The following is a 25072-nucleotide window of genomic DNA, read 5'->3' as shown; positions in this document are numbered from 1 at the left end:
GGCTGCAAGGCTCAAAATTTTAAGACTGCATGGCATGTCTAAAGATGCAGCAAATCGCTATACTGACAGGTATCAGCACTGGGATATGCTTTTACTTGGCTGGAAATATAATATGTCTGATATATCTGCAGCGCTGCTTGTAGAACAGATAGACAGACTGGATCAATACTGGCAGAGGAGAAGGGAAATCTGGGGAAGATATACAGAAGGGCTATCTGATATAAATGGTATTGAGATACCTGAAATAAAAGGCAAAAGCGCAATGCATCTTTATACTATTTGGGTTGATCCAGAGAGGCGGGATGAGATTTTACATAAGATGCAGGATAAAGGAATTGGCGCTGCAGTTAATTACAGGGCAATACATACGTTGACATATTTCCGTGAAAACTTTGGTTTTAAGCCAGAGGATTTCCCAACGGCAGACCTTATCGGGAGATGCACCATATCTCTTCCGTTTTATCCCCTATTGAATGATTATGAAGTAAAATATGTTATTGACTCTATCAAGAAACTCGTTTAAGCTTAAAAAGTTTTAATTATAAGTATAATTAGCTATTGGCGCATGTTGATAAAAGATTTTGCCGCCGAGTTCTTTAAATGGATATGTGGATAAGAATACATCATGAAATTCATCTTGTTGTAATACTGAAAGATAATAGGAGGAGTGTCTATGGACATGGCCCAAATTAGGGAAGGTATAAAACAATTCTTTGAACAGGCAAAGGAATGGATAAAACAATTCTCTGAACAGGCAGGTAAAAGCATAAAACAATTTATTGAACAAACAGGGGTTTATATCTTTTTCATATCCATCATACTTGCCACACAGATTAGATGGGTAAAAAGGTATAATAGGTTTGAGGGGATTGAGATTAGGATTATTTTAGGATTTCTGGCAGGTTTAATTTTATCTCTTGTGGTTATTAAATTGATTGAAAAGATATGCCGCAAGTTCAATAAAGATTATGAAACCTTTTTATCTCAACTTTCTATTGCATTATCCCCAGGAATATTATTTATTTTTGGCGCCACTAACAAAACCTTTCGGATTGCTGGGATTATTTCTTGTGTACTGGTTGCATCATACATGTGGATTAAGCCATTCAGGGATTTTATAGATTCTCTTATTTATATAGAGAAATTCAAAGGAATATTAACAGTTAAGGGAGATAAAGCAATAATTGATTTATGTGGTATATATGAAAAAGCTAATCCAAAGGCAATGCATGCCTTTTTAACAGATATGCTAATAAATTTTTATGAATGTTCTGAAATGAATATAAATGAGATTAAAATTGATTTTTCAAATTTAGAAGAAAGAAGTGAGGATGAACTAAAATCTATCATTGAACCCATTGGCAGGTATTTTAATTTAAGGATTGTATATTAATCTTACCATTATGGACTTGAAAGAGATTGAAAGCGGCGTTAATCCAGATATTCATTGGTATTATCAAACAAAAAAGATACCACTTTTTAGATATATAGAGAAGTTATACAAATTGGAAAGGCAAAAGTTTAACGTAATTGACATTGGAGCCGGCTCCGGTTTTTTTTCTAATGAACTATACAAAAATTATGCTCAATTCATAAACAATATTTGTCTCGTGGATACTGGATATACTGATAAAGAGATAATCTTATCAAGGCATGCCCCATCAGAAAAAACAAATGAAATTCCATCAAATATTTCACATTCTCTGGTGATAATGATGGATGTTTTGGAGCATGTAGAAGACGATCTGGACTTGCTTATTCAAATTAAAAGAGCTTCATCCGGCAAAAATTATTTTTTCATTACTGTGCCTGCATTTCAAAGTTTGTGGTCTTCTCACGATGTTTATCTTGGACATCACAGAAGATATGAGATTACAGAGTTGCAAAGCTTACTTACCAATGCAGATTTTAATATTACCGATATTTACTACATATATGGAGGTATTTATCCTCTGGTGTGGTTATTACGAAAATTTAAAACATCCGATACTTCGGATATGAAACCGGTGTCTCCTCTTGCCAACTTTTTGCTCAAAGCAGTTAATGCTTTTGAAATGAATTTTAGAAAATATAATTGGTTTTTTGGGGTAACATGTGTGGCGGAAGGGTTCATTCTAAATAAAGGAGATATAAGGGAGAAAAATGTATGTCCGATATAATATTTATAAATCCGAAAGAAAAGAAAGTGCTGGGGCCATTTGATTTTTTGGTGACTAAAAGTGTTCCTTTGGGGCTTGGTTATCTTGCAGCATATTTAATGGAAAGAAATTGCAGTGTCGAGATAATAGATGAAGAGGTTAAAAAGATAACACCAGAAAACATTAAAGATATCACAGATAATGATGAGCAGTTATTTGGCATTAGTTGTATGACTCCAAATGTTGGCCGTGGCTATGAACTCGCCAATTTAATTAAGTCTCTATATCCCAAATCAACAATTATATTCGGAGGTATTCATCCAACTGTGGCGCCAGAGGAGGTGATTAGCAAGCCATCAATTGACCTTGTGGTCAGGGGAGAGGCTGAACCGGTAATTGAACAAATAGTTAATAGCCATAAGAACGGGTTGGGGTTTAAAGATATTTTATCATGTTCTTATAAAGACAGTGGTAAGATTATACATAAACCAATGGCGCCTTTAATTGATATTAACCTTTTGCCGGATATTCCGTACCATCTATTTGACTCGAAAATTTATGATATGGGTTTTATCATTTCGTCACGGGGCTGTCCTTATAATTGTGTTTTTTGCAGCCAACGTGCAATCAACGGCAATAAGTATCGCTACAGAGCCACTGATAAAGTGATTAAGGAGATTGAAACATTAGTAGATAGATATGCCCCTTCTAATATTATGTTTTTTGATGATATTTTCACTATTCATAAGAAAAGGATTTATGAACTCTGCCAAGGTATTATTGATAAAGGATTGCACAATAAGGCAGAGTTTACTATGGTAACCCGCGGGGACTGCGTGGATGATGATTTATTGCAAAGACTTCAGGCTGCTAATTTTACAGGATTGGCTTTTGGTGTGGAAACTGCAAGCGAAGAACTGATGAAGATGATTGATAAACAAGAAACTGTACAGGATATTGTCAATGGAATAAATCTGGCTAAAAAGTATGGTTTTGGTGTAGATACTGTTTTTATTTATGGGCTTCCCGGTGAAACCAGGGCCGATAGGGTCGCATCACTTAATTTGGCAATCTCATTGGATGTTTCAAAAGCAAGATTTAACAATGCCACTCCTTATCCTGGAAGCAGATTATATGATATTGCGAAAAAAGAAAATAATTTAAATATAGTTGGCGCTTGGGAGAATTTTCATCCCACAGGGGTTTTAACATCTCTAAAGCCATTTGAACATCCGTTGCCGTATTATCCACAAGGGTCAACTAAAGAAGAGATAATCATGGATGTTATACAAGCCAATATGTTGTATTTTTTACAGCCAAAACGTTTTTGGACGCTTATAAAAAATGCCATTAGAGGGGGAGGAACTAAATGGTTAGAACTTCCGCCAAAGTGGTGGATGTCTACATACTACATTAGGTGCGTATTTGAAGTTATTATGGTCAACTGTAAAAGGCTATTATGGTTAATAAAGTGGAAATTTCAGGGTAAGTTATTGACACAATATAAAAAAGGATAAAAAAGAGCAAGATGTCAGGCAATAAAACGCAAAAGTTTGTTCTATTTTATTATAACGATTATGAATCACTCGGGCTGGAATATATTTCGGCGGTGCTCAAAAGTGCAAATATAAAGACGGCCTTGGTTTATAAGAATCTTGTGGATTATTATGCCTTCGATTCTTCTGATAAACTATATAATCAGTTTTATACAAAGACTGCCATGGAAATTTGTGAACAAAAGCCGGATGTATTGGCATTATCTTTATTGACAGACACCTTTCAGATTAATATGTCTATTGCGAAAGAGGTTAAGAGGTTAAATCCTGATATAAAGGTGTTAGTCGGAGGTGTGCATGCTGGGTTGCTGCCTGAATTAACATTAACTTATCCGCAGGTAGACGCATTGTGTATTGGAGAAGGTGAATATTCAACATTGGCATATATGCAAAATCTTGACTCCATTTTGGCAGGTGAGTCGCCTGTTTTAGATGGAGTAGTATATAAGCAAAACGGCCGTATGGTAGGTAATTTTTCAAGGCATACTATTAATGATGAATTGGATAAACTTCCTTTCCCTGATAAGTCCCTTTTTTATGATGTTGATCCTTCTATGAAATCTCATTATTTTGTTCAGTGTTCCAGGGGTTGTCCTTTTATTTGTTCTTATTGCATAAATGATTATTTGAACCACGAAATAAAGGGAAAACGATCCCGTCATCGTTCTCCTGAAAATATAATTGACGAGTTGGCATGGGCTAAAAAAAATTATTCTCCTTCTTTCGTAGTGTTTGTTGATGAATGTTTTGGTTTGGATTTCAAGTGGGTTGAGCGTTTTCTTTCTTTATATAAAGAAAAGATAGGACTTCCGTTTCTTGTTTCCGTGTATCCAAATCTGGTTACACCGCAATTGGCTGATCTGATGCGAGATGCCAATTGTTGGTATGTAGCTATGGGAGTGCAATCATTAAACGAAGATATCTCTAAAAAGGTCCTGAAACGCTCCATCCGCCGTGAAAAAGTTGCAAAGGCTATAGAGATTATACGCTCCAGAGGCATAACGCTTCAATGCGACCAGATTTTTGGCATTCCTGGAGAAACCGAAAAAGATATGCTTGATGCATTGGCTTTTTATAACGAAAACCGTCCGAGCCTTGTTAGTGTATATTGGCTCACTTATTATCCAAAGGCCCAGATTACTAAATACGCTGCTGAATTAGGCATTATTACAGGTAGTGATATTGAAAATATTGAGCACGGCAGAATGTCTTACGGTATCAAAAAAGTCCACGCATACCACGATATTAATTTTTGGCTGAACTATTTTTCTTTTTTTCCCAAGTGGTTCATTCGTTTTATTTTATATGTTAAATTTTATCGTTTGTTTAAAATAAAAAATTTCTATATTAGCAGTGCTATTCCCAGGGCGCTTCATGCTATTTTTCATAAGAAAGACTGGAATAGATATTATATGAAACGGATAATATTGAAAAAGGTTAATAATTTCAGGCTTTGGGCGCCTTTGAAAAGGTAGGGTGGTTTTTTTGAATATGTGCGATTTGTATAGAAGTGTCTTAAGATTGTCAATAGTAGTACTGATTATCGGGTGTTAGATTTAGGAGATACTATGAAATGGGATGGTTTTGAGAACGATGAAGGCATTTTAGAATACTTGTCCAAGCTGCCACGTTATAAGAATACGCCGATTAAATCAGCATTTAACAGGATGCGGTTTTTAACAAGCCTTGCTTATTGTCGTCTTTTTAAGGTAGATAAGCCATTGTTTGTTGTTCTGGTGACCAACAATTCATGTGATTTTAAATGTGATTATTGTTATGGAGATTATGGCAACCGTAAAGGTATTCCTGATTTTACCACTAGGCAACTACTTGAGATTATTGATGAATTAAAAGGAATGGGGACCAGGATATTAACCCTGCATGGCGGTGAATCACTTCTCCGTAAGGATTTCGGCGAGATATTAAATTATGCAAAACTTAAAGGATTTTATGTGAGTTTAAATAGTAACGGAACCCTCGTTCCTAAGAGGATAAATGAGTTAAAGAGTTTAGACAATCTGTGTATAAGTATGGATGGCAGAGAGGAAAGTAATGATAAACACAGAGGTAAGGGCAGTTATAAAAAAGCGATAGCGGCAATTGAGATTGGTAAAAAATATAAAATACCGATGGTAGTTTCAGCTACTCTTACAAAAGATAATATAAATAATATGGAATATTTGGCAAGGCTTGGAAAAGAGATGGATTTCAGGGTTCAATACAGCATACTCTATAACTATACTGATTTAAACAATGAGATTAGAATGACTGATAAAGAGATAAGAAGTACGGTTAAAAAAATATACGATCTTAAAAAACAGGGATACCCGATTTATTATGCCGATACTGTTTTAAAAAGCGCAATACATTGGCCTGCTTCATACGACATAAGATATTTTACGAGCGAGGACAGAGATTATACAAAAGGGCTGGGGCTCTTTTCCTGTTATCATGGTAAACTGAAATACCAGATTGATGCTGATGGCAGGGTAGTTACCTGTTGGGCACATAACGACCAGGATGCCCCCAACATTAAAAACCTGGGTTTGAAAGGGGCGCTGAATAAATGTAAGGAAAATAAGGATTGTGAGGCGTGCTGCTTTCTTGCAAATATTGAGCATAATGCGGTAATGGATTTAAATCTTAACAATATCCTGAGTATGGCAACCATACATATAATTGACGCCTTAAAAATTAAAAGATAGTAAAAACCTCCGGCAGCAATTCCTTTTCAATATTGATATATTAAAACTGTATGCAAGACATGTTTTATATAATTGTGGGTGCCTCACGTGGACTTGGAGCCTCGTTGGTAAACAGTTGTTTAAAGAATGGCTTGAGAGTAGTTGGGATTGGAAGAACATCGGAAAATGCTATAAATGATATTTTAACATGGCGGCAAACCGGACGATTTAAATATATACAGGCAGACATAGGGGAATCGTCGTCTGTAAATATTATGCGGTCAATAATTGGTATGTGCGAAGACAAACCTGTCTGTGTTATTTTTAACGCGGCAGTCATTGATTCAGATGTAGGCAATGACGGCAAATTAATGTTTGATATATTTACAAAGGTAAATCGTACAGGTATTGATGGATTTGTCCATACACTGGAGGTATTTGAAGATTATTTGATATCATGTGGCGGTATGCTGGTAGGAATCTCATCAATAAGCGCATGGCTTCCTCCATCGAAGGGGAATAAGGTTGCCTATCCTGCTTCAAAAGCTTATTTAGATATGGCGCTTCGTTCTTTAAGACTTCTCTGGCATAAACGTGTACATTTGATGACGGTTCATCTTGGACATATGAGCGGAGACGGCTCATGGTTTGTTCCAAGATATGACAGGGTGGCTGATAAAATTATAAAGGCCACTCTTTTGCGCATGCCGCCGGAAAGTATTTGTATATCTGTCTTGTATTGTATAGCATATGGAATACTCAGAAGGATGCCTGATAGATTTGTTTCCAATATGGTTGAACTCATAAGGGGTTTATCTAAATAAAAGGCGCTGTATGAAAATAGTATTAGTTCAGCAATTTGCATCTCCAAGTTTTGGGATATTGGCCATTATGACATACCTCAGACATCATGGAATTGACTGTGAGGTGATAGTATGGTCATTGGAGAAGGAACCGAGTGAGGCTGTTTATGAACTTAAGCCAGACTTGGTCGGCATTTCCTTGATGTCTACCGAGCATTTATGGATGGTAGAAGCGGTTAAAAAGCTGCGGCAAAAACTGCCAACAACTAAGATAATAGTTGGAGGTATTCACGCTGTAATTTATCCCGAAGAGATTTTGGCGGTACAGGGTGTTGATTTGGTGTGCAACAGTGATGGGGAAAATGTTTTAGTGGAAACATGCCGTGCATTGGATGAGGGTAAAAGCGATTTGTCTTTAATTAAGGGTTTAGCGTATAAGGATGAAAACGGAGTTGCCCGTTCTACAGGACGGGCAGATTTTTATAATTACTCTTCTGATATTATTGAAGATAGAACCCCTTATTTTACCCGTTATCCCGTTATGGCAAAGGATACTGTCCCACGTTTTATTGCGAGCAGGGGGTGTCCATATAATTGCAGTTTCTGTTACAATGGGCAAATCCAAAATATATTTAAGGATAGCCATAATAAATACTTGAGATATAAAGACCCCGATAACCTAATCCGTGAAATTTCAAATATACGCCGGAAACACCCTGTGGAATCAATATTTTTTGTTGATGATCTTTTTTCTGCAAATAAAAAGTGGCTTGCACACTTTCTGGATATTTATAAAAAGGAAATAGGTTATCCATTTATGTGCACTACAAGGGCCAATTTAATGACTGAGGAGCTGGCAAAGATGCTGGCTGGAGCAGGATGCCGCACAATAAGCTTCGGGGTCGAGACAGGAAATGAAGTAATAAGAGAAAAAATATTGAATAAAAAAATATCAGATAGGCAACTTATTGAATGTGGGCAGATTGCACGCAAATATGGAATGCAGGTTCAGACATCCAATATGTTTTGTTTGCCGGAGGAAACACTTGAAGATGCGTATAAAACGATAGAATTAAATCAAAAGGCAGGGACACAACAGCCATTTTGTTCATTATTCTTGCCTTTTCCAAATACAGAGCTTACCAATTACTGTATTGAGAAAGGGTATTTAAAAGCGGATTACACTTTCAAAGATATGCCTAAATCATTTTTGAAGGAAAGCGTTTTATCACTTAAGGATAAAGAAAAGATTGTAAACCTCCAGCATTTGGCATATTTTTTTATACGTTATCCATGGTTATATAAAAATTTCAGATGGGTGGTTAGATTTAGAATATTAAAGCCCCTATTTTTCATTTTATATCTGCTTAGCAGTTTTTTACGTCATAAGGAAGAGAGAGGCCGTTCTTACATATCTACCTTTTTTTATGCGTGGTTGTTCAGAAAGACTATTTAGAGATTATTCAAAAGCAATTACAAATAATAATGAGTTATTTTTGCGCATTGCATATAGATAAGGAAAGCAAAGATGAGTTTTAAAATCTTATTGGCAAGTATCGTGATTTTCGTTATTTGTTTAGGTTTGCATATATTTATTTGGCGTTGGTGGTGTCCGCGTAATCGCGCTGTTGCTTTACTTATTATTTTTATTATTGTTCCAGGTATAGCTGGTGTTATTATTACCGGTTTCAATTGGTTTGGTTTTATAGCGGATGTAATGAATGTCTCTCGGGCTGGCTGGTTAGCGGTTTATTTGCTCCACTTTGCTATTTCAGCAGGTTATATTCTGAGTTATCCGGCAGTGGAAGCAGTATCTCCTTCGCTTGCGTTATCGTTAATTATAGGTGATTCTGAAAAAAAGGGTTTATCATACGATGATTTGTCAGGTTATTTCAGCACAAAGGCTCTTTTACAGCCCCGTATCCAGGAATTGTTAGAGGCGGAATTAATAGCTGAATCAAATGGCCACATTAGCATAACACGGCGAGGTATTGCTCTGGTTAATTGCTTTATATTATTACGTAAGATGCTTGGCCTGCCTACTGGCAGAGGTTAGAACATTCTAAACATATACCCCCATGATAAAATATTTAATATTGTTAGCATGCACGCCTCTTTTGATGCTTATTCTGCAGATGATAGCCGTACGAATAGCCAGGTTGAGACGGGCGGCTGTATCAAATCAACTTGTGGTGCTTATATGTTTAGTAATCGGCCATATACCAATGGGGATAGCCGGATGGTTTGTATATCTTAGTCAACTAACGGCAGCATCTTATGAGTTGACGTGGGCTGTGATTTATGGATTGGCCGTTTATAATGCCCTGGCGTACAGCTATTTTCATATATTCAACATGAGCGAAACAGCCAGACGTATCAGAATACTTTACGAAATATATAACGCAAAGCAGTTGAAGATATCAGATATTGAATCTTTATATGGCGTGGATGATATGCTATTAAACCGCCTTGAAAGGCTTTTATCTATGAGGCAGATTAAACTTTCCGGGAATAGATATTCATTGAATTCCAGATCGCTTTATTATACGGCTAAAATTATAGCAGGTTGGGGATGTATATTAGGTTTTCCACCACCACAGGCAGTGTATAGTAAAGCAGCAAGAAATATTTTATAATAGGGTTAATATTGTATATGACTTTTGATAGAACTAATCTGCAACTTTTGCCCCTCAATGCGCGTATCCATGATTTAGATGTTTCAGTTGTAAAAAAACTGGCTGAACATTCTTTTTCGTATCCTTGTTTATGCGATATATCACTTGCCGTCAAAAAAGCTAATGAAACGGGCAGTTCTGTAATCATGATGCTTGGCGGGCATGTCATTCGCTCAGGCGTGCAGAGATATATTATTGATATGCTGGAGAAAGGTTATATTTCCTGCCTGGCAATGAACGGCTCCGGGGCAATCCATGATTTTGAGTTTGCGCTTATTGGCGCTACCACAGAAAGCGTTGCCCGTTATATAAAAGAAGGGCAATTTGGCTTGTGGAAAGAAACAGGCCGGATAAATGATATTGTCAATGAGGCCTATCAAAATGGTAATTCTGGCGGTATGGGAAAGAGTATAGGCAAAGCTATCCATGAAGGGGGTTTTCCGTACAAAAATATTAGTCTTCTTGCAGCTTGTTATAGATTAAATATACCTGCTACTATTCATATTGGCATTGGATATGATATTATCCATGAACATCCAAACTTTGACGGCGCTGCAACAGGCGCCTTATCATATGTTGATTTTCTTAAGTTTACCAATGTGGTCTCAAAACTTGAGGGTGGCGTTGTTATGAATTTTGGCAGTTCTGTCATGGCGCCCGAGGTTTTTCTCAAGGCATTGAGTATGGCAAGGAATGTGGCTCATCAAGAGGGTAAGGTTATCAAACATTTTACTACTTTAGTTTGCGACCTCTATGACTTACCGGAGGATTTTAGAGAAGAGCCTCCAAGAAATAATCCGGCATATTATTTCAGGCCATGGAAGACAATGCTTGTAAGAACTGTAGCTGACGGGGGAATAAGTTTTTATATAAAAGGAAAACATGCAGATACTATACCTGCACTGTGGACTGCCTTAAAAGGCTGTTGAAAAAGTCATCAACAGCCTGATTACACAGATAATAAAAGCAGATTACACAGATGAAGAATAGAGACCCACTTACTGAACGAATAATAGCTTGTTGTTATAGAGTTCACTCGGAATTGGGACCAGGATTTAATGAAAAGATATATCATACGGCTTTAAAGTTTGCTTTCAATCAAGAAGGGTTAAAATTTGAAACAGAGAAAAGATTTGAGGTGTATTACCAGAATAACAAAGTTGGTTATCTGGTTATGGATTTGGTTGTTGAAAACGAGGCCATAGTTGAAATTAAGGCATTAGCAGGTAATATTCCTGATGTCTTCAAATATCAGGTGCTTTCTTATTTAAAAGCATCTAATCTAAAGGTTGGGTTATTAGTCAATTTTGGCAACAAGAGTTGTCAGGTAAAACGACTAATAAATTAGTCTTTGATTACACCGATTTTTAATCTGTGTAATCTGTGATAAAAAATCTGTGCAATCAATATCAGAGGATATTATGAAAATATTAGAGATGGAAGAATTAGCCATGAAACTTCAGGGGCTTAAATCTAAAGGCAAGAAGATTATTTTATGCCACGGATGTTTTGATCTTATGCACCCTGGTCATATAAAATATTTTCAGGCTTCAAAGAAAATGGGTGATGTTTTGGTGGTAACAATATCTCCCGATATCTATGTTGATAAGGGAGATGGCCGCCCTGTTTACAACCAGACCCTCAGGGCGGAATCTATTGCGGCTCTGGAATGTGTTGATTATGTGGCAATTAACAAATGGCCTACGGCGGTTGAAACCTTACGGCTGCTGAGGCCGCATATCTATGTTAAAGGACAGGAATTTGAAAATAAAGATGATAAGACAGGTAAACTCCAGCAAGAGCAAGCGGTTTTAGTTGAAATAGGCGCGGAGATGCGTTACACTCACGAAATTGTTTTTTCATCAACAAAGCTTATAAATCAATATTTCCAAAAATGAGACTGCGATGAACTTTTTGGCACAAAGGGGGATGAAAATCTATCACCCTCCCATGAAACACCCATTAAGGGTGTTTCATTCCCCTCCCGTCAAGGGAGGGGAACCTTCTTAAGTTCCCTCTCCCCTTGCGGGAGAGGGTTAGGGTGAGGGGGATTTTCAGGTGAAAGATAAGAAAATGAATAAAATATTAACACTGGACGAGGTGGTTAATAAAGTGAAGGCCTTGAAGCAGGCTGGACAAGTTGTTGTGCAAAGCCATGGCGTCTTCGACCTTATTCATCCTGGCATAATACAACATCTGAACCATGCGAAGAGGCTCGGCGATGTCTTGATTGTGTCGGTCATTAAAGATAAGGATGTGCATAGAGGTCCAGGAAGGCCGATATTTCCGGAGGCGTTCAGGGTGGAAAATGTGGCATCTCTTGAGCAGGTTGATTATGTGTGTCTTGTGGATAATGAGGTTCCATTTGAATGTATTAAGATGATACATCCGGATATTTTTGCAAAAGGCCAGGCCGCTCACGAAAAAGACAGAAAGATACATGAAAGACTCTTTCAGGAAGAAAAGGAGTTCTATTCCGATAAGTGCCGCATTATTGAAACCGAGGGTTTTTCTTTTAGTTCGTCGCATATTATAAATAATTTTTTGGATCCATATCCTGAAGAGACCAAAAAGTTTTTAAACGATTTTAAGGGCAAGTATAACTTTTCAGATATTGCGGACAGAATAAACGCTTTAAAGAATTTAAAAGTGATGGTTATTGGCGACGGCATTATTGATGAGTACCACTATTGCGAGTCGCTTGGGAAATCTTCAAAGGCGAATCTTGTTGTCAGTAAATATTTGTCTCACGAGGTTTTTGCGGGCGGGACATTTGCTGTTGCCAATCATATTGCCGGATTATGCGATAATGTTCAGATGGTGTCGCTTTTGGGCGGTGAAGATTCAAGAGAAGATTTCATCACAAAAAATCTTAAATCAAATGTTAAGTCGAAGTTTTTTTATAGAGATGACGGGCCATCTGTTATAAAAAAGAGATACATCCATGAGTATCTGAATCAAAAATTATTTGAAGTATGTTACATGAACGATGATTTTATCACAGGAAAATTAGAGGCGGAAGTTGTTGACTATCTTGCGGCAGAAGTTCCCAAATATGATTTGGTTATGGTTTCTAATTTTGGACATGGGTTTATTACCAATAACATCATAGAAACTATCAAAACACATGCAAAGATATTTGCCGTAAATGCGCAGACAAACGCAGCCAATGTGGGTTATAATCTGATAACCAGATACGATGATCCCGACTATGTTTGCCTTGATGAAAGCGAACTTAGATTATCGGCGCAGGAGAAACACACTGACATTGAACAGGTTGCGAAAAAGATTGCGAGCACCGTCAAGGCGGATTGCCTGATTGTAACACTTGGAAAGAAAGGATCCTTCGGCGTAAATCACAACAGCGCAAACAGAACCCCGATATTTTCTCATAGAGTTGTTGATACGGTGGGCGCGGGGGACGCCTTTTTTGCCTATACCGCTCCCTGTTATGCCAAAGGTATGCCGCTTGATATGCTCTCTTTTATCGGGAATGTCGCAGGGGCCATTGCTGTTCAGATTGTCTGCAATAAAAAATCGGTTGAGAAATTTGAATTGCTGGAATTTATCAATACCATTCTTAAATAATTTCCAGAGTATTTTTAAATCCAACAAGGCGGTTTGTTATGGATAAATATAGAATAGACAGTCATAAATTGATATATCATATTCCGAGGGTGAATAATTGGTTGTCAGGGGAAATGGTTTATCCCATTTACGCCGAGATAGCAACATCGGGCACATGCAATCACCGCTGCACCTATTGCGCCCTTGACTATATGGAATATCAGCAGCGGTTTCTGGATAAAAAGGTATTGAAGGAAAGGCTCTCTGAAATGGCGCGGCTTGGAATAAAAAGCATTATGTATGCTGGAGAAGGAGAGCCTCTGCTGCACAAGGATATTGGAGAGATTATCCTCCATACAAAAAATGCAGGCATTGATGTGGCTCTTACGACAAACGGGGTGGTATTTATCCCAAAACTTATGCAGCAGACCCTTGCGGCGGTTACATGGATCAAAGTCAGCATCAATGGCGCAACAAAAGAAACCTATGCAAAGATACACGGAACCCGCGCCGAGGATTTTGACAAAGTCATAAAAAATATTGGCGAGGCTCTAAAATTCAAGAGGGAAAATAATCTGGAGTGCGCCATAGGCATGCAGATGATTTTATTGCCGGAAAACTGGCATGAGGCCGCGCTTTTGGCGGAAAAGGCAAGGGAACTCGGAGTGGACTATCTTGTTATCAAGCCCTATTCTCAACATTCTTTCAGCCGCACCCAAGTATATAAGGATTTTCGCTATAGCGAATATATGAATCTTGGCGAAACCCTGCGCAGTATGAACACAAAAGATTTTCAGGTTATTTTTCGCGAGCATACCATGAAAAAATGGGATGATGCTAAAAGGAATTATGAGCGGTGTTTGGCATTGCCTTTCTGGTCGTATATAGATGCTGGAGGCAATGTGTGGGGATGCAGCGCCTATCTTGGCGATGAGAGATTTTTATACGGGAATATTTATCAAAATACCTTTCAGGAAATATGGGAAGGTGATCTGAGAAGAAAATCCATGCAGTGGGTGGGGTCAGATTTGAATACATCACAATGCAGGGTGAACTGCAGGATGGATGAGATTAACCGGTATCTATGGGAATTGCAGCACCCATCAGGACATGTGAATTTTATCTAAAATGGAAATAATGCATGAATAGGAAATCAATAAAGAAAAACATTAGCGCGGGAGGCTCTCCCAGAGTAAAGGCGCTGGCTGAATTACCGGCGAACCAGTTATATAAAAAAGCAAATGCGATGCGCAAGGATCTGGTAAAAATCGCCGTCCAAAATAAGGCAGGCCATATCGCTCCATCCCTTTCCTGCGTTGATATTTTAACAGCGCTTTATTATCACACCATGAATCTTTCTCGTGATCCGCAGTGGGAAGAAAGAGACCGGCTTGTGTTTTCTAAGGCCCACGGCTGTTATGGACTTTATGCCATTCTTGCAGACAGAGGGTATATTCAGCGGGAAGACTGGGAGAATTTTTATAGAGGAAGTTTTTTATCAGGATGCGCGGAACGAAGCACAGAACACGGTATAGAGGCAAGCTGCGGCGCTCTTGGTCACGGACTGCCCATCGCCGTAGGCATTGCATTTGGAGCAAAAGTACAGGGTAAGAAGTACAGGGTTTACTGTGTTGTCGGAGACGGCGAAATGCAGGAAGGGTCTATGTGGGAAGCGGTTCAATTTGCAGCAAAGTATAAACTGTCAAATTTGACGGTTATCATAGATCATAACAGATTGCAGGCTATGGATTTTATAGAGGATGTATTGACCGTGGAAGGGAAAAGGTTTGATTTGCAGCAAAAAATGAAGGCCTTTGGGTTTGAAGTAAAGACGTGCAATGGACATAATCCTGAAAAAATGGTTTCTATCATAGAAGGGTGGATAAAGAGCAGTGCGCTTGACAAACCGCAGGTATTGATAGCAAACACCGTTAAAGGGTACGGTTTGTTGTGCATGGAAAATATTCCTAAATTTCACTTCCGTTTGCCGACAGAAGACGAATTAAACATGGGGTGTCGTTTTGAATAGCGCAGCAAATTACAGAAAAGATATTGTCAACAAGATTATCCCCTATGCAAAAAAGGACGAGAGGATTATGCTGCTTGTTTGCGATATGGGATTTGGAGCCATTGATAAATTTAAGATGGAATTCCCTGACAGGATTTTCAATGTCGGCATTATGGAGCAAGGGATCGTTGGCATAGCGGCCGGAATGGCAATGACCGGTTTAATACCCATAGTATATTCCATTGTAAATTTTCTTGCTTTTCGTTCATTAGAGCAGATACGGAATGATGTGGCGCATCAGAACTTGAATGTTAAATTTATTGCAACAGGGGTTAGTAATTACTTCAAATTTCTTGGTCCGTCGCACTGTTGCGATGAAGATGATAAAAAAATAATGCAGTTAATAGATATGAAAATATACGACCCTTATGAAACAGAAAAAGTTGACTTTGACAAATTGGTAAAAGAGTGGGTTACAGACACAAAAGCCGGATATTTCAGGGTGTAAACAGGAATGAAATGTGATTACAAAATAACCGTTATTATGCCGGCTCTGAACGAAGAAAAAAATATCGTAAAGGCGGTGGAGAATGTAATAGAGTCGTTTGACAGGGTTGGAGTTTCCGGCGAGATTATTGTTATGAATGACGGAAGCACGGATAGCACCGGGAATGCAGTAGAAGTGCTTATCAAAAAATATTCTTTTATCAAATTGATAAGCCACGATAAGCCGGAAGGCATAGGGGCGTCTTTCTGGGAAGGCATAAAGAAATCTCAGGGAGAGATTGTAACCATGGTTCCCGGCGACGGGGAAAATGACGCCTTTGAAATCCTGCGCTATATGCCTCTTATGAGCCATGTTGATGTTGTAATACCGTTTGTATATAATACGAGTGTAAGGTCATTTAAACGGAGAATGCTTTCCAAACTTTATAAGGGGATCATCAATCTGTCATTCGGTATGCTGCTCAATTACATGAACGGGACCGTTATGTATCGCAAATGCGTGCTGGATAACATTGACTTAAAGGCCAAAGGTTTCTTTTATCAGACAGAGCTCCTGATTAAATGCCTAAAAAACGATTATATGTATGCTGAAGTTCCATATATATTAAAAAGGCGGAGTACAGGCGGATCAAAGGCCACAACCCTGAAATCGCTTCTGGGTGTGATGCGGGGCTATCTTACGGTAATGGCTTCCGTATATCTTGGCAAAAAGGTGGATAAGCGCATTGCCCCCGATTCTGTGACTGCTTTAAAAATGAAAGAAGTGAGAGATTGTTGAAAAACCACAATCTCCGATTACATAGATTAAAAAGGCAGATTACACAGATGTCTTAATCGGTGTAATCGTATTCTACAATCTGTGTAATCAAGACCTATGAAAAACATAATTCTTGACGGACATAAACTTGCATGGCATAAAGACCGTGTTGACGCCTGGCTCCGGGGTGAAAGGATCGCCCCGATAACCATTGACTGCTCTTTAACGAGGGCATGCACGTATAAGTGCACATATTGTTACGGCATGCTTCAGGCGAATGATATAAAGCGGATGACAAAAGATGTCATATTCAGATTCCTTGATGACGCCGCTGAGATTGGTGTTAAGGCAATAAGCTTTGTAAGCGACGGCGAATCAACATGCAGTCCGCATCTGTATGACGCCATTCTAAGAGGAAAATCTAACGGCCTTGATATGGCATTGGGCACCAATGGTTATCTGCTCAAAGATGAGAGGTTGGAGGATATACTCCCTGCGCTTACTTACATTAGGTTTAATATCTCCGCAGCAGACGCCAAGAGATATAAAGAAATCCATGTGTGCGAAGAAGAGGCATATTTCAAGGTTATAAAGACAATAAAAGAGAGTGTGAGGATAAAGAGGAAAAATAAATTGGATGTTACCATCGGCCTGCAAATGGTATTGCTGCCTGCATTTGCAGACCAGATTATCCCTTTGTCAAAATTGGGCAAAGAATTAGGTGTTGACTATCTTGTGATTAAACATTGCAGCGATGACGAGCTCGGAAGCATTGGGGTTGATTATTCAAAGTATAATGATATGGTTGATGTGTTGAAAGAGGCCGAGACTTATTCAACGGACAGCTATCTTGTTAAGGCAAAATGGTCAAAGATTTTGAGTGGCGGCAAACGTGCCTATTCAAGATGCTACGGTCCGCCGTTTATTATGCAGTTTTCAGGTTCCGGCCTTATTGCGCCGTGCGGTATGTTGTTCAATGATAAATATAAAAAATATCATATAGGCAACATTGCGGATACCTCATTCAAGGAACTGTGGAAAGGGGAGAGGTATTGGGAGGTAATAAATCTCATTGCGTCTGAAAAGTTTGATGCAAGAACAATGTGCGGTTCGCTTTGCCTCCAGCATAAGGTAAATGAATTCCTCTGGGATATAAAACAACACAGTGTGGACATTACGGCGCCGAACGCTGCTCCTCCTATGCATATCAATTTTATATAATTAGTATTGTGAGCAACCCCGCCGAGATAACCATTGCCGCAAATAAAAGACGAATTTAAAGCGCTTTATGAATTTTTTCAGGGATGGAAGGGCGGAAGTTTATGAGAAATTTCTTATTGCCAATTGTAATCACTCTTGTAGCGGTGCATGCGCTTGTCATGTATTCAATAAAGCCTTATGAATATAATCTATCCAGTATGATGCGCATAAGTCAGAATGAAAAAGAAGGCGTGGCCCCTGAATATTTTCAAAAAGGCATGGTAATCTTTGATGATAAAGGCGGATATGACGGCCAATTCTATTATTATGTTGCTATGGATCCATTCATGAATAAGGGGTATTTTCAAAATGCATATCGCCAGCAGCGCATTTTATATCCTTTAACTGCCCGTTTGTTTGCCTTTGGAAAAGAAAGCCTGCTTCCCTATACACTCTACATAGTCAACTTATTGGCATTGGCTATTGGTATGTATTTTTTGATTCTCATATTAAAACAATACTCAGTAAATCCTATGTGGAGTTTGTTTTACGGTTTATCTCCAAGTTCTATTATGACCATACAATATGATTTGCCATCGCCTCTTAGCATAGCCTTGATAATTGCTGCTATTTATTTTTACATAAACAAAAATCTTCTTCTTACCGTGGTTTTTATGGCCCTTTCATTTCTTACAAGGGAAGACTCTATAATAGTTTTCATACCTCTGCTTATTTGGGACTATCAATGCAAGAGGCAATTAAAACGTATCGTTTTATTGATGAGTTGTTTAGTGCCATTCTTTCTATGGCAGCTCTTTGTTACTGCTAAACTTGGAAATGCGCCTATGACAACCTCTGCAGAGGCGATAAGCTTCATCCCGTTTTCAGGGATTATTGGTTACATAAAAACAATAGAGTTTCACGACATCAAACAAATTGGCAGGCAGCTCAGCACACTGATTGTCTTCTCTTATTTTGCTATACTCTCAATAATTATAGCAAGGAAATCGTTAAGCCTGAGACATCTTTTTTATTATATAGTTGCAGCCTATTGTTTACTTGCAGTATTTACTGTTCCATCGCAATGGGATAATTATAACGGCCTGTTAAGAATGTTCTATGGCCTTTTCCCATTTTTAATTCTTTCTTTTTGTCTCGAAAGGGACAGTCTGCTGAAGGGCGTTGTATATTTTACAGGTGTTCTATCGTTTCTGACAGTTATACGAATACTTTTTATAAGTCCGGTATATCCTTTTAGTATCTGGTGACAGCATTGCGCAATTGAGGGATGCTATGAACGTAAAACAGAAAATATTGTTGGCCGGCCTTATTGCTGGACATTTTGTTATTCTTGTCCTCGGTGTTTTTTATAGATTTGTTGACGGCGATGAAGGCGGTTATCTTGTAGTCAGCAAAGAGGTGATCAATGGCCGTATTCCCATATTGGATATAAATGCCCATAATCAGCCGCTCTTGTATTATTTCTACGGCGCGTGGATGAAGCTTTTTGGTTTCAACATTGTTGCGGCAAGGTCTTTGTCGGCGGCGGCTGTTTTTGCTGCCGGCCTCCTTCTCATTTATTGGGTGTATAAATTTTCAAAAAACTATCGTATGGCCGTTATTGCCTATCTGATATTTATTACAAATCTTACCTTCTATAAGGTCAATATATCGGTAAAACCGTTTCCGCTCTCTAATCTTTTTATATTTGCCTCATTCGTTTTTCTGACAAGCAGATACCTTTCAGGCAAGTTGCTTCGGAACTCAACTATGTTTTTTTCAGGAATGTTACTTGGTACCGCTATGGGTATTCGGCTTATATTTATTTTGCCGATATTATTTGTAACCTGGCTTGTTGCTGTAATGTATAAAGAGCGTATAGCAGCAATTGAGATCATGAAAAGAGTCTCACTATTTTGTCTTGGAGTCATAATACCCATTTTACCGTCAGTTTTAATATTCATAAAAGAGCCTCTAAGGGCATACGCTATATGGGCCGGGGCATATGCACAGGTTTATTTTGGTAAAGGTCATAACCCTGATTTTGCAACAAATGTTCTTAAGGATATGAAGCACGATATGATGATTAATGGTTTGATTGATGTGATAAAGACTCCTGACACTGCGTTCCTGTTTTTATTGGTTTTGGTTTCTTTTGTTTTGTTTGTAATAAAATGGCGGCAAGGTATGGATAGTATAAAGTTAAATATATATGCATTGATATGGATGATATTTGGCGGAATAGTATGGCTTTATTCTAATCTTTATGCAAATTATCTCGGCTATGTTAATCAGGTTATCTTGTTCGCCATTATACTATCTCTTCCGCTAATAGAGCAAATAGCCAAAGGTATTACTCCCAAAAAGTTGGCAGCCTGTGCCTCAATCTTTCTTGTCTTAATAGTAGGCCTCTACTACGCGCATTATCAAAAAAGATTAAAGACGAGCATCTTTTATATATTAAATTCAAGGGAGCAAATAATAACGCCTGGTTTTGTAAATACTGTATCTGAAGATGTAATTAAAAAGATGACAAAGGAAGGTGATGTAATTCTGGATACGTGGGGAGTATTTGTATTTGCGTCAGGGAGAAGGCCGGTGAGGGGGTATGAATATCCCACGGATCAGGCGATGTTTTGGAAGCTTATGCCCAACAGGGAAAATGCGAAAAAATATCTTTATATACCTGAGACGGAATTGTTAAGGATGATTGAAAAAAGAGAAATACCTTTGCTGGTTCTTGGTGATCCTAAAGAACTCAACAAGTTGGTGTTGGATGAGCGTCTGGCAAAAACAGATGATATAGATATTATAATAAATCAGGCTAATAAATATTATTATATATACAGGAAATATTTTGTAAAACCTACCAATGCGTGGGTATTAATCTATCTGCCAGGCAAACCATAAAATATAACATGTCAGGGATACTGTCTAAGAAAAAGGGTGCAACAGCAGTGAAAATTATCAGGAATTTTTCATTTTTGACATTATCTCAAGCTGGCGAAAAGGTTATTAACTTTTTGTTGATAGTGATTTTGGCGAGATTCCTTGGTGTAGAAGAGTATGGCGTATATGCCCTCGCAGTGTCATTTGTTGGCATGTTTGGCAATTTGTTTGATGGCGGATTGAATTTCTTGATTACAAGAGAGATTGCAAGTTCAGGGAAAAATGAGGCTGTATTTTTCAGGCAGGCATTATCGCTCAAAATAATTATAGGAGCTATAGTTTTTGCCGGCCTAAGTATAGCAGCTATCAGTATGCAGTATGATGCAAGGGTCGTATATAGTATTATCTTATTTGCAACGGCAACATTATTAGTTTCCTTTTCAAATGCATTCAGGGCTGTCTTTGTAGGCCGCGAGAGAATGGAATTTGATGGTGGAATGGCTGTGCTTTACAGGTTCTTGGCATTGGCAGGAGTTTTTTTTCTGTTGCTGGCAGGTATGTCATTTCCATATTTGATGCTTCCTTATATAATATCTGCCTTGATAGTTTTAATTTTAAGTTATTATTTTCAGGCCAGGATGTTTCCTGCGATTAGGTCCTCGGAATATTTGAATATAAAAAAAGTTGAACTCTTTAAACAGGCAATGCCGTTTGCCATAGGCGCTGTTATGAGCGAAGTATATTTTAATGTTGACAGCGTAATGCTTTCCAAGCTTAGCGATATAAAAACTGTAGGGAATTATAATGCCGCCTATAGGCTGGTATTTGCCGGTCTATTGTTGGCTAACGGATTATCACTGGCAGCTTATCCCTATTTTGCAAAGGCGTGGAAAGAAGACAAATATAATGTTTATAAAACTTTCAATTTGATATTCAAGCTGTTGCTGATAATAAGCCTTCCCGTTTCCTTCGTTGTTGCTTTTTTTGCAAACAACGTTACTGTTTTTGTATTTGGATCTAAGTTTTACGAAAGCGGCCATATTCTACAGATTCTTATCTGGACTTTAATTCCTTTATATTTGTATCATATAACAGGGAGGACACTTGAGGCAATTGGCGAACAGAGGTTCGTAGCCAAAACAATGGTTGTTAGCGTAGTTGGCAATATCATCTTGAATACAATCCTTATACCTTCTTTTGGCGCAAAGGGCGCTGCAATAGCAACGTTAATCTCCACCTCTTTTATACTTTTAGCGCATCTGTTGTTTATAAGCAAAAAGCTTGGCTTTCCACAAATTTTAGACACAATTTATAAAATTATTTTGCCATTCTTAGGCTGTGCAGCAGCCCTTGTAATCGCAGATAAATATTGGACATGGCAGGTTGCAGCGATATTTAGTTTTTTGGTATATATATTTTTATTGTACCTGCTTAAGGGTGTAACGGTGAATGAATTTGATGTTTTGCGAGGCCGTGAGAGGCAAGGTTCTGAGGTTAGAGTTAAAACGGGTGAGTGATGAGAGTTTTAGATATAGGCTGCGGCAAAAATAAGATAAATGGCGCTATAGGGCTTGACATTCACAAGACGCCTGCAACAGATGCCATCTGTGATTTGGATAGGTTCCCTTATCCATTCCAAACCAATATCTTTGATAAAATTTATCTTATGGATGTGCTGGAGCATCTTCAGGATATAAAGGGGGTAATGGAGGAGGTCCACCGCATTGCAAAACCTGATGCATTGGTATTTATAAGAGTCCCTCATTTCAGCAGCACCCATGCCTACGGTGACTTCACACACAGACACTTTTTCAATACCGAATCATTTAATTATTTTACGGCAGATTTTCCGCAGTATGATTTTTACAGCGCAGCCAGATTTGATAAGATAAAAGTCAGGCTCAATTTCTGGAAATTTCATAGGATAAACGGAGTTTCTTGTCTTGCCAATAGATTCCCGCTTTTTTATGAAAAATATTTAGCCTTTATATTTCCGGCAATGAATATTGAGGTTAGTCTAAAAGTTATAAAGTGAGTGAGGAATAGAGGTTTTACAGGTGAAAATATATGTATATAAGAGCAGGCTGTTAAAGGGCATAATTGCCGTTTTTGACGCTGTTGGTTATTTTCTTAAATGGACGTTATCCATTTTTAAAAAGAGAAATGCAAGACAGATAGAACGGATTTTAATCCTTAAACTGGATCATGCCGGAGATGTTTTGCTGGCTACTCCTGCCATAAAGTCTATCCGAAATGGTTTCCCGCAGGCGCATATTACGCTTGTTGTCGGCCCGTGGTCAAAGGGCATTGTTGAAGGAGAAAAATATATTGATGAGATAATATGTTATAGGGCGTATTGGCGCGACAGAAATCACGACAGACATTTCAATATCCGGGAGAGCCTTCAGTTCATAAGGGCATTACGAAGGGGCAGGTATGATCTGTTTTTTGATCTGCGGGGAGACCTGTTTGTAATCATCATTGCCGCCTTGAGCGGTATTCCGAGAAGGGTCGGCTTTGGGTGGGAAGGGGGAGGATTTCTTCTGACCGATGAGGTCAATACAACGATCAATAAGCATCAGGCGGAAATTCTCTTGGATGCGGCAAGGGCTATAGGGATAAGACCTGTTGCTGCGGAAATTGCCATAACAATATCGGAAGACGATAAGAAATATGCCTATGCCCTGCTCAAGAAAAATAACTGGCATGAATCTTTGTTGACTATTGGATTGCACATCGGCAGTGGCTGTCCTTCCAAGATGTGGGCTGTAGAAAGATATGCCGGCCTGATGGAAAGGATTGTTGAGCATTTTAAGGCGCAAATAGTGCTTGTCGGCGGAGCGGATGACAGGGCAGTAACCGAACAAGCGGAAGGGCTTTTACATTTCAAACCGGTCAACATGGTTGGTAATCTGACATTTAAACAAACCGCCGCAGTGATAAAAAGGTGTTCACTGTTTATCGGCAACGATTCTGCCCCTGTTCATATTGCTGCTGCGGTTGGAGTCCCTGGTATTGTCTTGTTCAGCGCAGCCAATGACTGGCAGAGATGGAGGCCTTACGGCAATGATGTTGACGTGATATGTAAAGATGTTAAGTGCAAGGGCTGCGAGAAGGCTGCCTGTGATAATATGGAGTGCATGAACCTGATTACCGTTGATGAGGTCTTTGATTTGGTTTTGAAGAAGATTAAAATCGTTGAAGCGGAAGAGAGATTGGATGGGATTCAATAAAGTCTTAATCATAAAACTCGGCGCCATAGGAGATTTGCTTATGACAACCCCGGCTGTCAGGGCTCTAAAAAAAGCCTATCCGACCTCGCATGTTTCTCTCTTGGTAGGTAAATCTTCAAAAATGGCGGTGAATGGCAATCCGTATATAGATGAGTTTATAGAATGCGACGATTATATAATTTATAAAGGGACATTGTTGCAAAAGTTAAAATACATTCTCTCTTTGATCTTGAAAATTAAGCGGAAAAAATATGATGTTGTGTTTGTTTTTCACAGAGATTGGCGTTTCAATCTTTTTGCCTTTTTATGTGGAATACCTGAAAGGGTTGGGTTTGACAGGAATGGCGAAGGGAGATTTCTAACAAAGAAGGTAAGGATTAGCGGCATTAAGCATAATATAGACCAGTACTTAGAGATTATTAAGGCCATTGGCATACGAGATGATGGCAAGGGCATGGATTTTATAATAAGTAATGAAGCGGAAAAGGCTGTAGACAAGATTTTAACAAAGAAAGGGTTAAAAAATGGTGATATTAAGATAGGTGTTTTAGCGGGCGGCGCCAGCAATATAAAAACCGAAATGCCTATAAAGAGATGGCCTGTTGAGGATTATGCCGAACTGTCAAGGAAGATTGTTGCCGACGGTTATAAGGTTATACTCTTGGGCGCTGAGAGTGATAAATTTAATAGTGAGATAATTTTAAGAAATATTATAAACGGTGTCATTGACCTGACCGGTAGGACTACTTTAGAAGAAACAGCCGCTGTTATGAAAAGGTGTAAAGTAATTGTTACACATGACAGCGGTCCCATGCATCTTGCAAGCGCTATGCAGGTGCCTGTAATTTCTATCTTTGGCCCCACTGATCCAAGAGGATATTACCCATTGAACAGCGGCGGCCATTATTTCTGGAATGCGGAGAATATTGAATGTGCGCCATGTTATGAAGATGGGAGATTTCCTGACTGCAATGACCCAATCTGTATTAAGGCTGTGACTGTTGAGCAGGTTTATGAGAAGTTGAAAGATATTATTGATGCTAGGGGGCGCTGAT

The 25072-nt window shown here is 38.5% G+C and carries 25 protein-coding genes; all 25 read left to right on the top strand.

Features of this window, described 5'->3' with window-relative positions; translation table 11 throughout:
* Nucleotides 1–523 (top strand): DegT/DnrJ/EryC1/StrS family aminotransferase (locus Q8P28_05335; protein ID MDP2682217.1); only part of this gene is annotated, 523 nt, incomplete at its 5' end.
* A gap of 150 nt (nt 524–673) precedes the next feature.
* On the top strand, nt 674–1393 hold the full coding sequence (locus Q8P28_05330; protein ID MDP2682216.1) for a hypothetical protein: 720 nt from the start codon (nt 674–676) through the stop codon (nt 1391–1393).
* Between the two features lie 16 nt (nt 1394–1409).
* On the top strand, nt 1410–2159 hold the full coding sequence (locus tag Q8P28_05325) for a methyltransferase domain-containing protein (GenBank protein MDP2682215.1): 750 nt from the start codon (nt 1410–1412) through the stop codon (nt 2157–2159).
* Nucleotides 2147–3655, top strand: coding sequence for a radical SAM protein (locus Q8P28_05320; protein ID MDP2682214.1), 1509 nt, complete (start codon nt 2147–2149; stop codon nt 3653–3655). The genes Q8P28_05325 and Q8P28_05320 overlap by 13 nt, the downstream gene beginning before the upstream one ends.
* Nucleotides 3656–3666: 11 nt before the next feature.
* Complete coding sequence (locus Q8P28_05315) at nt 3667–5169, top strand: radical SAM protein (GenBank protein MDP2682213.1); 1503 nt, start codon at nt 3667–3669, stop codon at nt 5167–5169.
* A gap of 93 nt (nt 5170–5262) precedes the next feature.
* Nucleotides 5263–6399 (top strand): radical SAM protein, encoded by a 1137-nt coding sequence (locus tag Q8P28_05310; protein ID MDP2682212.1) that lies wholly within the window; start codon nt 5263–5265, stop codon nt 6397–6399.
* Nucleotides 6400–6458: 59 nt separating this feature from the next.
* On the top strand, nt 6459–7202 hold the full coding sequence (locus Q8P28_05305) for an SDR family oxidoreductase (protein ID MDP2682211.1): 744 nt from the start codon (nt 6459–6461) through the stop codon (nt 7200–7202).
* A gap of 10 nt (nt 7203–7212) precedes the next feature.
* Nucleotides 7213–8637 (top strand): radical SAM protein, encoded by a 1425-nt coding sequence (locus Q8P28_05300; GenBank protein MDP2682210.1) that lies wholly within the window; start codon nt 7213–7215, stop codon nt 8635–8637.
* A gap of 72 nt (nt 8638–8709) precedes the next feature.
* Nucleotides 8710–9237, top strand: a complete 528-nt coding sequence (locus Q8P28_05295) for a hypothetical protein (protein ID MDP2682209.1) — start codon at nt 8710–8712, stop codon at nt 9235–9237.
* Between the two features lie 22 nt (nt 9238–9259).
* Nucleotides 9260–9817 (top strand): hypothetical protein, encoded by a 558-nt coding sequence (locus Q8P28_05290; protein ID MDP2682208.1) that lies wholly within the window; start codon nt 9260–9262, stop codon nt 9815–9817.
* Nucleotides 9818–9834: 17 nt separating this feature from the next.
* On the top strand, nt 9835–10785 hold the full coding sequence (locus Q8P28_05285) for a hypothetical protein (protein ID MDP2682207.1): 951 nt from the start codon (nt 9835–9837) through the stop codon (nt 10783–10785).
* Between the two features lie 50 nt (nt 10786–10835).
* Nucleotides 10836–11204: a GxxExxY protein gene (locus tag Q8P28_05280; protein ID MDP2682206.1), complete on the top strand. Its 369-nt coding sequence runs from the start codon at nt 10836–10838 to the stop codon at nt 11202–11204.
* 73 nt (nt 11205–11277) lie between these two features.
* The gene (locus Q8P28_05275) at nt 11278–11754 is read left to right on the top strand and encodes an adenylyltransferase/cytidyltransferase family protein (protein MDP2682205.1); all 477 of its coding nucleotides are present in this window, start codon (nt 11278–11280) and stop codon (nt 11752–11754) included.
* 160 nt (nt 11755–11914) lie between these two features.
* Entirely contained in the window at nt 11915–13444 is a 1530-nt protein-coding gene (locus Q8P28_05270; protein MDP2682204.1) for a PfkB family carbohydrate kinase, read from the top strand.
* Between the two features lie 38 nt (nt 13445–13482).
* The gene (locus Q8P28_05265) at nt 13483–14550 is read left to right on the top strand and encodes a radical SAM protein (protein ID MDP2682203.1); all 1068 of its coding nucleotides are present in this window, start codon (nt 13483–13485) and stop codon (nt 14548–14550) included.
* Nucleotides 14551–14564: 14 nt separating this feature from the next.
* On the top strand, nt 14565–15452 hold the full coding sequence (locus Q8P28_05260; protein MDP2682202.1) for a transketolase: 888 nt from the start codon (nt 14565–14567) through the stop codon (nt 15450–15452).
* Nucleotides 15445–15939, top strand: coding sequence for a transketolase (locus tag Q8P28_05255; protein ID MDP2682201.1), 495 nt, complete (start codon nt 15445–15447; stop codon nt 15937–15939). Before Q8P28_05260 ends, Q8P28_05255 begins: the two co-directional genes overlap by 8 nt.
* 6 nt (nt 15940–15945) lie before the next feature.
* Entirely contained in the window at nt 15946–16716 is a 771-nt protein-coding gene (locus Q8P28_05250; protein ID MDP2682200.1) for a glycosyltransferase family 2 protein, read from the top strand.
* Nucleotides 16717–16812: 96 nt separating this feature from the next.
* Nucleotides 16813–17916, top strand: a complete 1104-nt coding sequence (locus tag Q8P28_05245; protein MDP2682199.1) for a radical SAM protein — start codon at nt 16813–16815, stop codon at nt 17914–17916.
* 101 nt (nt 17917–18017) lie between these two features.
* The gene (locus tag Q8P28_05240) at nt 18018–19163 is read left to right on the top strand and encodes a hypothetical protein (GenBank protein ID MDP2682198.1); all 1146 of its coding nucleotides are present in this window, start codon (nt 18018–18020) and stop codon (nt 19161–19163) included.
* Between the two features lie 25 nt (nt 19164–19188).
* Entirely contained in the window at nt 19189–20805 is a 1617-nt protein-coding gene (locus Q8P28_05235) for a hypothetical protein (GenBank protein MDP2682197.1), read from the top strand.
* On the top strand, nt 20772–22301 hold the full coding sequence (locus Q8P28_05230; GenBank protein ID MDP2682196.1) for a flippase: 1530 nt from the start codon (nt 20772–20774) through the stop codon (nt 22299–22301). The genes Q8P28_05235 and Q8P28_05230 overlap by 34 nt, the downstream gene beginning before the upstream one ends.
* Complete coding sequence (locus tag Q8P28_05225) at nt 22301–22819, top strand: methyltransferase domain-containing protein (GenBank protein ID MDP2682195.1); 519 nt, start codon at nt 22301–22303, stop codon at nt 22817–22819. The genes Q8P28_05230 and Q8P28_05225 overlap by 1 nt, the downstream gene beginning before the upstream one ends.
* A gap of 22 nt (nt 22820–22841) precedes the next feature.
* Complete coding sequence (locus tag Q8P28_05220) at nt 22842–24017, top strand: glycosyltransferase family 9 protein (GenBank protein MDP2682194.1); 1176 nt, start codon at nt 22842–22844, stop codon at nt 24015–24017.
* Nucleotides 24004–25071, top strand: coding sequence for a lipopolysaccharide heptosyltransferase II (waaF, locus tag Q8P28_05215; GenBank protein MDP2682193.1), 1068 nt, complete (start codon nt 24004–24006; stop codon nt 25069–25071). The genes Q8P28_05220 and waaF overlap by 14 nt, the downstream gene beginning before the upstream one ends.
* Nucleotide 25072: the final 1 nt, after the last annotated feature.

It is taken from the genome of Deltaproteobacteria bacterium (genome assembly GCA_030690165.1).
Classification (GTDB): Bacteria; Desulfobacterota; GWC2-55-46; order UBA9637; family UBA9637; genus JACRNJ01.
Note: the sequence above shows the minus strand (reverse complement) of the source record. Positions and strands in the feature narration are given on the sequence as shown.

Bases quoted from the DNA above. Each gene is read 5' to 3' on its own strand.
- Q8P28_05330 (MDP2682216.1), top strand. From the start codon at position 674: ATGGACATGGCCCAAATTAGGGAAGGTATAAAACAATTCTTTGAACAG.
- Q8P28_05320 (MDP2682214.1), top strand. From the start codon at position 2,147: ATGTCCGATATAATATTTATAAATCCGAAAGAAAAGAAAGTGCTGGGG.
- Q8P28_05315 (MDP2682213.1), top strand. From the start codon at position 3,667: ATGTCAGGCAATAAAACGCAAAAGTTTGTTCTATTTTATTATAACGAT.
- Q8P28_05310 (MDP2682212.1), top strand. From the start codon at position 5,263: ATGAAATGGGATGGTTTTGAGAACGATGAAGGCATTTTAGAATACTTG.
- Q8P28_05305 (MDP2682211.1), top strand. From the start codon at position 6,459: ATGTTTTATATAATTGTGGGTGCCTCACGTGGACTTGGAGCCTCGTTG.
- Q8P28_05300 (MDP2682210.1), top strand. From the start codon at position 7,213: ATGAAAATAGTATTAGTTCAGCAATTTGCATCTCCAAGTTTTGGGATA.
- Q8P28_05295 (MDP2682209.1), top strand. From the start codon at position 8,710: ATGAGTTTTAAAATCTTATTGGCAAGTATCGTGATTTTCGTTATTTGT.
- Q8P28_05290 (MDP2682208.1), top strand. From the start codon at position 9,260: ATGATAAAATATTTAATATTGTTAGCATGCACGCCTCTTTTGATGCTT.
- Q8P28_05285 (MDP2682207.1), top strand. From the start codon at position 9,835: ATGACTTTTGATAGAACTAATCTGCAACTTTTGCCCCTCAATGCGCGT.
- Q8P28_05280 (MDP2682206.1), top strand. From the start codon at position 10,836: ATGAAGAATAGAGACCCACTTACTGAACGAATAATAGCTTGTTGTTAT.
- Q8P28_05275 (MDP2682205.1), top strand. From the start codon at position 11,278: ATGAAAATATTAGAGATGGAAGAATTAGCCATGAAACTTCAGGGGCTT.
- Q8P28_05265 (MDP2682203.1), top strand. From the start codon at position 13,483: ATGGATAAATATAGAATAGACAGTCATAAATTGATATATCATATTCCG.
- Q8P28_05260 (MDP2682202.1), top strand. From the start codon at position 14,565: ATGAATAGGAAATCAATAAAGAAAAACATTAGCGCGGGAGGCTCTCCC.
- Q8P28_05250 (MDP2682200.1), top strand. From the start codon at position 15,946: ATGAAATGTGATTACAAAATAACCGTTATTATGCCGGCTCTGAACGAA.
- Q8P28_05245 (MDP2682199.1), top strand. From the start codon at position 16,813: ATGAAAAACATAATTCTTGACGGACATAAACTTGCATGGCATAAAGAC.
- Q8P28_05240 (MDP2682198.1), top strand. From the start codon at position 18,018: ATGAGAAATTTCTTATTGCCAATTGTAATCACTCTTGTAGCGGTGCAT.
- Q8P28_05235 (MDP2682197.1), top strand. From the start codon at position 19,189: ATGAACGTAAAACAGAAAATATTGTTGGCCGGCCTTATTGCTGGACAT.
- Q8P28_05225 (MDP2682195.1), top strand. From the start codon at position 22,301: ATGAGAGTTTTAGATATAGGCTGCGGCAAAAATAAGATAAATGGCGCT.
- waaF (MDP2682193.1), top strand. From the start codon at position 24,004: ATGGGATTCAATAAAGTCTTAATCATAAAACTCGGCGCCATAGGAGAT.